This is a genomic window from Paraburkholderia sp., assembly GCF_036488505.1.
Classification (GTDB): Bacteria; Pseudomonadota; Gammaproteobacteria; order Burkholderiales; family Burkholderiaceae; genus Paraburkholderia.
The window spans coordinates 1-3,918 of sequence record NZ_DASXHN010000316.1 but is presented as its reverse complement, the minus strand read 5'-3'; the positions used below and the strand labels follow the sequence as shown (position 1 = coordinate 3,918).

3 protein-coding genes are annotated in these 3,918 nt (G+C 61.1%); 1 reads left to right on the top strand and 2 read right to left on the bottom strand.

The features are described from left to right. Positions 1–1,288, bottom strand: a 1,288-nt coding sequence (locus VGH68_RS18770) for an MFS transporter (protein WP_331605184.1), incomplete at its 3' end; no start/stop codon positions are given. A 445-nt stretch (positions 1,289–1,733) separates the two neighbouring features. Then, positions 1,734–2,945 (bottom strand): threonine--tRNA ligase, encoded by a 1,212-nt coding sequence (gene thrS / locus VGH68_RS18765; RefSeq protein WP_331605182.1) that lies wholly within the window; start codon positions 2,943–2,945, stop codon positions 1,734–1,736. Between the two features lie 389 nt (positions 2,946–3,334). Here thrS and VGH68_RS18760 point away from each other — a divergent pair, with 389 nt between their 5' ends. Beyond that, positions 3,335–3,820 carry a GNAT family N-acetyltransferase gene (locus VGH68_RS18760; RefSeq protein WP_331605181.1) on the top strand — a complete coding sequence of 162 codons (486 nt, stop codon included), beginning with the start codon at positions 3,335–3,337 and terminating at the stop codon, positions 3,818–3,820. Positions 3,821–3,918 lie beyond the last annotated feature (98 nt).

Below are 3,918 nucleotides of genomic sequence, written 5' to 3'. Positions count from 1 at the left end.
CGCCGAGACGCGAGGCGGCGGCCAGACTGATCACCGCGCACACAAAAATATAACCCGCCACAGCAAAGCCCGAATGGAAGTACGCCAACAGCGCGGTAGCAATCAACGGTGCGGGGCCGCCAGCTATGATGGACGCCAACTGGTAGCCCATCGACGCACCGCTGTAACGCAACCGGCCCGTAAACGATTCGGCTATCAGCGCGGCTTGCGGACCATACATCATCGCGTGCGGCACCAGCGAAAGCACGATGGCCGCGAAGATCCACATCGGGTTTCTCGTATTCACCATGAAAAAGAACAGGAAGCCGAAGACGCCGACAGCGGCGGCGCCGATCATGTACATGCGTCGCCGGCCGATCAGGTCGGATACGTGACCAAACAGCGGAATGGTGACGAATTCCAGCACCGCCGCGGCTAGCACGGCCGTGAGCAACAGGTCGCGTGTGACGCCCAGTGTTCTCACCCCGTAGGCGAAGATAAAGGCCGTGAAAATGTAGAAGGGCGCCTGTTCGGCCATCCGCGCAAAGGCCGACAGAAGAATGTCTTTCGGCTGACGGCGCAGGACTTCGAGCATCGGTGTTTTCTCGATCCTGCGCTCAGCAACAAGCTTGGCGAAAATCGGCGTCTCGAGAATATTCAACCGGATATAAAAACCAATCGCGACCAGCACGATGCTGAAGAAGAATGGCACCCGCCAGCCCCACGTGAGAAATGCGCTGCCGGAAACCTCGCTGGTGATCAGCACCACGAGGTTTGCGACGAACAGTCCCGCAGGCACGCCGAACTGCGGCCACGACGCGACGAAGCCGCGATGCTTGTTGGTACGTGCCCATTCCATCGACATCAGTACCGAACCGCCCCACTCGCCGCCGACGCCCACGCCCTGAACAAACCGCAGCAGCGTGAGCACGATGGCACCCCAAATGCCGATGCTTCCGTACGTGGGAACAAAACCAACGGCAAACGTCGCGAGCCCCATCAGCAAGAGTGTCACGATCAGCGTGGCTTTACGTCCGATGCGATCGCCATAGTGGCCGAAAATCGCCGCGCCGACCGGCCGTGCGATAAAGCCAACGGCGTAGATCAGAAAAGCCTGGAGTGTACCGACGACGGGATCCGATTCGGGGAAAAACAGCTTGGCGAACACGAGACCTGTGACCGTGCTGTAGAGAAAGAAGTCATACCATTCGATTGTCGTGCCAATCGTGCTGGCGATGACGGCGCGGCGCAACTGGCGCCGAGCCTCCTCGTTGGAAAGGGGCGATGCCCCTGATTGCGTGGCAGCCATTTGATATCTCCCCAAAGGCACGGGTAGCGTGCTTTATCGACAGTCAATGTGTCAGGCGGTTCCGGTGATCCGACGCTGCGGAACCGGTTCGAGCGCCTTAATGGCTTCCATCGTGGCCGGCAGCCCGGTGCAATAGAAATCGCGATCGGCTCACTATTCGCAGCAAGCAGAATTCGCCAAAAGCGCACATTGCCAAGGGCCGCATTTTTTCCCGAACCGGCATTGGCGAATCGCCATTCCAATGCAATCGATACCGATGCGCACGGGCCCCAGTGCTCGCCGTTCAGGACCAATAGGAGTCGGATTTCGCTGGATTGACGCTCGCCTTCGCGCGACACCGGTTCGAGCGTCGTTCCATATTGATGGATTCCAGGGCGGCTATGCCGCTGTCTGTACTTACCGCAATCGATCACAGGCTGACCCATCCAACCAAAGCAACATCCGCTCATCCTTCCGACACCTTCGGCGGCAGTGCAATCCGCGTCAGGTACTCGATACCCTCCGCCAGCGCAAACGTCGATTGACTCCCATCACGCGCGCGAACGCTGAGCGTGCGATGCCGTTCATCGCGCGGCCCCACGGCGGCGAGAACCGGCACCCGCTTCTCGCGCGCATCGACGACCTTCTTTTCCAGCCGCTCTGGCCGGCCATCGAGTACCGCGCGAATACCCGCGTCGTCGAGTGCCTGCACGAGCGCGTTCGCATAAGCGAGATTCGCGTCGCTGATCGTTGCGACCACGACCTGCTCAGGCGCAAGCCACATCGGCAGCCATCCGTCGCGATGTTCGAGCAGTATCGCTATGAAACGCTCGATGCTGCCGAGCACCGCTTGATGGATCATCACTGGCCGCACCCGCTCATTGCGCTCGTTCACATACTCCGCATCGAGACGCTCGGGCAGGACGAAATCGAGCTGAATCGTGCCGCATTGCCAGCTTCTCGCGCGGCCATTCATCAGATGGAATTCGAGTTTTGGCCCGTAAAAAGTGCCTTTTCCGGCGAGCACGTCGAATCCGAGGCCAGCCGCTCGCGCGGCGTTGGCCAGTGCGTCTTCCGCGCGATCCCACGTCGCGTCGCCGCCGGCGCGCAGCGCGGGCCGCGACGCCAGCGCAACCTTGAACTGCGCAAAGCCGAGGTCCGCATACATCGACCGCAGCAGCGCACAGAAGCGGCCCACTTCCGCCTCGATATGCTCGGGCGCGCAAAACACGTGCGCGTCGTCCTGGACGAACGCGCGCGTGCGCTTCAAGCCTTCGAGCGACCCCGACAGTTCGTCGCGATGACACGCGCCGAATTCGCTATACCGCACCGGCAAGTCGCGGTACGAACGCACGCGCTGGTTGAACACCTGCACATGGCAAGGGCAACTCATCGGCTTCAGACAGAGCGCGCGGCCCTCGTCGGCATCGGCCAGCGAATACATCGCGCCGCCGAACTTTTCCCAATGGCCGCTCTTTTCCCACAGCGAACGCGCGAGTAACTGCGGCGTACGTATCTCGCGAAAGCCCGCGCGACGCATGCACTCGCGCACGTAATCTTCGAGCACGCGATAGAGCGTAAAGCCGCGCGGATGCCAGAAGACCATGCCGGGGCCTTCTTCCTGCTGATGGAACAGGTCGAGTTTATTGCCGAGTGCACGATGATCGACGTCGTTCATGGTCATGCTCCGTTGCTTCGAATACCACGATGAATGCCGCAAACGGAGGGTCCAGAAACGCCAAAAGCCCCGTCCGTTTCCGGCGGGGCCCTTGGATTTGCGACTGATTCCGCTGTTTCCAGCGTCTAGCGCGCGCAACCTCCAGACGACCCGCCAGTGAAGGTGGTCGTCGCGGTGGTGACGGCGAGAAGGGGAAACGAGTGAGAGCGCATGTGCCGAAGGTACGCGAAACCGTGCGGGTACGTCAATCGTCGGAGGACTGCGCGTGTGCCGCGCTGGCTACGACCCGGCGAGAAACGCTACGATATATGTCTGATCCGACGCTGGCGCGCGCTCGTGCGCGCCAGCGTCGCAGGAATCACCATCCAAAACTCACCGAGCACTCAACCTTGACCATCCACATCCGCCCCGCCACCGCCTCTGACGCAGCGCTGATCCTTCGCTTCATCACCGAACTCGCGGTCTATGAGAAAGCCGAGCACGAAGTCGTCGCGACCGTCAAAGACATTGAAACCAGCCTGTTTTCCGCGGGCGTTCCCGCGAAAGCATTGATCTGCGAAATCGACGGCGAGCCCGTTGGCTTTTGCGTCTACTTCTTTTCGTATTCGACGTGGCTCGGCAAGCAGGGGCTTTATCTGGAGGATCTGTACGTGTCGCCTGCGTCGCGCGGCAGCGGCGCGGGCAAACAGATGCTGCGCCATCTGGCGCAAATCGCCTGCGAGACAGACTGCGGCCGCTTCGAATGGAGCGTGCTCGATTGGAACGAGCCGGCCATCGGCTTCTACAAGTCGATCGGCGCGAATCCGCAAAGCGAATGGGTGCGTTACCGTCTCGCGGGCGATGCGCTCAAAGCATTTGCCGAAGGCAACGCATAGGCCGCTCACGCGGCATCGCTATCTGGCGAAGCAAAACCACCGGGATACGCGTCGTTTATCTGCGGCAAGAACCGCCCGCGCGGTGCGGCGGCCGGCAG

Coding starts and splice junctions, on each gene's coding strand:
- thrS (WP_331605182.1), bottom strand. CDS start 2,945: ATGAACGACGTCGATCATCGTGCACTCGGCAATAAACTCGACCTGTTC.